Source organism: Flavobacterium sp. (assembly GCF_028712645.1).
Lineage (GTDB): Bacteria > Bacteroidota > Bacteroidia > Flavobacteriales > Flavobacteriaceae > Flavobacterium.
The window spans coordinates 1-3,266 of the sequence record NZ_JAQTPQ010000334.1 but is presented as its reverse complement, the minus strand read 5'-3'; the positions used below and the strand labels follow the sequence as shown (position 1 = coordinate 3,266).

General features: G+C 32.2%; 5 protein-coding genes. 1 reads left to right on the top strand and 4 read right to left on the bottom strand.

Annotated elements, in window-relative coordinates; translation table 11 throughout:
• On the bottom strand, positions 1-396 hold a 396-nt coding region (gene nth, locus PHC28_RS17380), incomplete at its 3' end, for an endonuclease III (protein WP_367278063.1).
• Positions 397-463: 67 nt separating this feature from the next.
• On the opposite strand from nth, the gene bcp reads away from it, so the two are divergent.
• Entirely contained in the window at positions 464-916 is a 453-nt protein-coding gene (bcp, locus tag PHC28_RS17375; protein WP_300103525.1) for a thioredoxin-dependent thiol peroxidase, read from the top strand.
• Between the two features lie 59 nt (positions 917-975).
• On the opposite strand, the gene PHC28_RS17370 is transcribed toward bcp, so the two are convergent.
• From PHC28_RS17370 to PHC28_RS17360, 3 genes are read right to left on the bottom strand one after another with little or no spacing between them, the layout of a single operon-like run.
• The gene (locus tag PHC28_RS17370) at positions 976-2,034 is read right to left on the bottom strand and encodes a nucleoid-associated protein (protein WP_300103523.1); all 1,059 of its coding nucleotides are present in this window, start codon (positions 2,032-2,034) and stop codon (positions 976-978) included.
• A 49-nt stretch (positions 2,035-2,083) separates the two neighbouring features.
• A complete protein-coding gene (locus PHC28_RS17365; protein ID WP_300103520.1) occupies positions 2,084-2,479 on the bottom strand; it encodes a four helix bundle protein in 396 nt (131 codons plus the stop codon).
• A 48-nt stretch (positions 2,480-2,527) separates the two neighbouring features.
• Positions 2,528-3,067, bottom strand: a complete 540-nt coding sequence (locus PHC28_RS17360) for a hypothetical protein (RefSeq protein WP_300103518.1) — start codon at positions 3,065-3,067, stop codon at positions 2,528-2,530.
• Between the last annotated feature and the right edge of the window lie 199 nt (positions 3,068-3,266).

Sequence of the window (3,266 nt, the reverse complement as noted above, 5' to 3'; positions counted from 1 at the left end):
TCCAAAAGCTTGAGACATCACTACACTTGCTGTTTTATGACCCACAGCTGGTAATTCTTCTAGGCTTTCGAAACTTTGGGGCACTTTCCCATCGTGTTTATCAATCAGAATATGAGATAAACCGTGAATTCCTTTTGACTTCATTGGCGATAAACCACAAGGTCTAATAATTTCTTTTATTTCCTCAACCGACATTTTAATCATATCATAAGGATTGTCTGCTTTGGCAAAAAGCAAAGGTGTAATTTGGTTAACACGAACATCAGTACATTGAGCTGAAAGCAAAACAGCAATCAGTAAAGTATAAGGATCTTTGTGATTTAAAGGAATTGGAATTTCTGGATATAAGTCTTTTAACGTATTTATAACAAACGTTACACGTTCAGGTTTCGTCATTTTAGTTTAATTTTGGGTACAATTTAATAACTAAACTTTTAAACTCCTAAACTTCTAAACTCAAAATATGACAACATTAAAAAAAGGTGACAAAGCGCCCAATTTTTCATCACTTGATCAAGACGGGAATGCACATAAATTAGCTGATTATCAAGGAAAAAAATTAGTGGTCTTCTTTTATCCAAAAGCAAATACTCCAGGTTGCACCGCTGAAGCTTGTGATTTGAGAGACAATTTTGAGCGTTTCCAAGCGAATAATTATGAACTTTTAGGAGTTAGTGCCGATGCGGCAAAATCCCAAGCTAAATTCAAAGAAAAATATGATTTCCCATTTCCGCTATTGGCAGATGAAGATAAATCGGTGATTCAAGCTTTTGGAGTTTGGGGTCCCAAAAAATTTATGGGAAAAGAATATGATGGAATTCACAGAACTACATTTGTAATTGATGAAAACGGAATTATCGATGAGGTAATTTCGGATGTTAAAACTAAGGCTCACGCTGCCCAAATATTGAGATAAACTAAAAATAAAAAGCCGAGAAAAAGAATTTTCTCGGCTTTTTTATAATTGTTTCAATACTAGTTTTTTACTTCTTTATTAAAATAAACTAGGTAATAATACATTTGTTTTTCTTCGTCCCAGCCTTTTTCTACATATTTTTCAGCACTTTCTGGATTGATGAAATCCATTTTTATTTGAATTTGGGTGTCAAGGCTAATCACGTTTCTAATCGATTTTCTAGCGTCAGTAACTGCTGAATTGGCAATAGGAAATGAAGTCACGTCTTCGATGCTGTATTTCTCGCCTTTATCAACTTTATAGTTTTTAAACTCAGGAAGTAAATCTGGATTGTCTAAAACTTCATTCAAGAAATTGCTTTCTTCAAATTGGTCGTTTTTAGCAAAATAATTCACACTACGATTCATAAACATTACTTCTTCTTTTTTGTCTTCGGCAGGAAAAACAACATCTTTAGCAAATCCTTGACAAAATTTCAAGTATTTTTTAGTGATGAAATTCTCATCTTCAAAAGCATCTACCGAAAGGAAATGTTCTAACCAATATCTCGCGTCATAACGGTTACTGTCAACAGTCAAGATTTTATATCCTTCTTCTTTTTTATGATTAAAAATCAAACAACCTTTGTCTAATTTGCTTAGGTTGATGCCGTGTTGCAAAATCATCTCGAGATTAGTTCCTTTTTCTTCAAACTGTAAAAAGTCAGATTGTAATTCGCTTTTAAAAATTCCAATAGCATCCACAACATTGTTGTCGATATTTACATTAGTCAAATGCGCAACATAAACCTCTCCGTTTTTAATATGTGGATGGTTCGATTGTTCAAATAAATGAGTGGTTATTTTCTTAGAAACTTCGTGTAAACTACTCGGATTTTCGAATATTTCAGTAGCCAATTTAAACATATCGTTGTATTCCAAATCGACTTCGTGAGCAAATTGAAAGTAATTTTCTTCTTTTTCTCTAAAAGGTCTAAAGAAATATTCCTTCATCAAAGGCACAATTTCGTCATTTAAATTGAAAGATTGTTCTGATAAAAAAATGGCTTCGTTGCGACTTTTGTTTCCCACTCTGTGAATGGATAAAGTTTCAATATGTGTGTTGAATAAATTGATCATTTAAGGTTTAAAGTTGTTTAAAGTTTAAAATTGTTTAAAGGTATGATGTTTAAGAATCTATAAATTTTGTTCCTTTGTAGTCTTTTTTATTTAAGTATGTAATGAAATTGTGAATTTTGACACTTAGTTTTTCGTATTCAGCAACCAAATATTTTAGTTGTTCTTCATTTATATAACCATTGTCATAAACTCGATATAATTGAGAACGACTTTCTCCTGCAGATCCTTTTGCAATAGATAGAAATTGTCGGAATTCTGCATTGCCATTTCTCTCAAATCCCTCGGCAATATTATCCATAACAGAACCTGAGGAATCTTTAATTTGGGCTTTAAATCTAAAATCTTTGTTTAAATCGGAGTTGTTTGATATTGAAATTATTTCTTTTGAAAGTCTTCTAGCTTCTAGCCATATTTCTAACTCTTCAAATTTTGTTATTGTAGCCATCCAAACAATTTTAAACCATTAAACAATCTTAAACTTTTAAACCCAGTACTAATTCCAATTTTCTTCAAATCCGAAGTCCTCAAAACTATCATCACCTTCAAACATATCGAGGTCGTCTTCGTCTAAATCGTCTTCAAATTCATTGTAATTTTCCTCTTCATCATCTGCAAAAAAGTGTTTTTCCATTGCTTCATCTGGCATTTCACCAACTGAGAAAATAGTTTCTGGATAGATGTTACCTGCAACAATTTCTTCGACAGCAGCAAGTTCAACAAGAAAAGTCCACATATTAATAAAATCGTAAACATAAATTATCTTGGTGTTTTCTTCATCTAAAATATCCGAAAGCAAATAATCACTCATTATTTTTTGTTCGCCCGGAACATCTCCTGCATCAAACATTGGAATTTCATCCTCTTGGTTCCAAGTGTCATCACAGGTGTAGAAAGAAGCCACTTCCATTCCGTCAAATCCAAAAGAGTTGAAAATGGCATTGTGTAAATCTTCTAAAGTATCGTCGGCAAGTATCGAAATATCTCTAAAAATGTCCTCTTCGGCATCAAGAATTACTCTAAATTTATAAACCATAATCTTTGTTTTTATTGAAAGGTCAAAGGTAAAATATAAATTATGAATTACGAATTACGAATTAAGATTTGTTGAAAAGATTTTAAATCCTTGATTTTCTAATTGTTTCTGGTTTTAGGAATTTTGAGGTAAGTTAAGGGAGATTTTATTGGTTACGTTCGATATGAGTTTCATTGTTCGTGCTGCGCACGCAACGAAA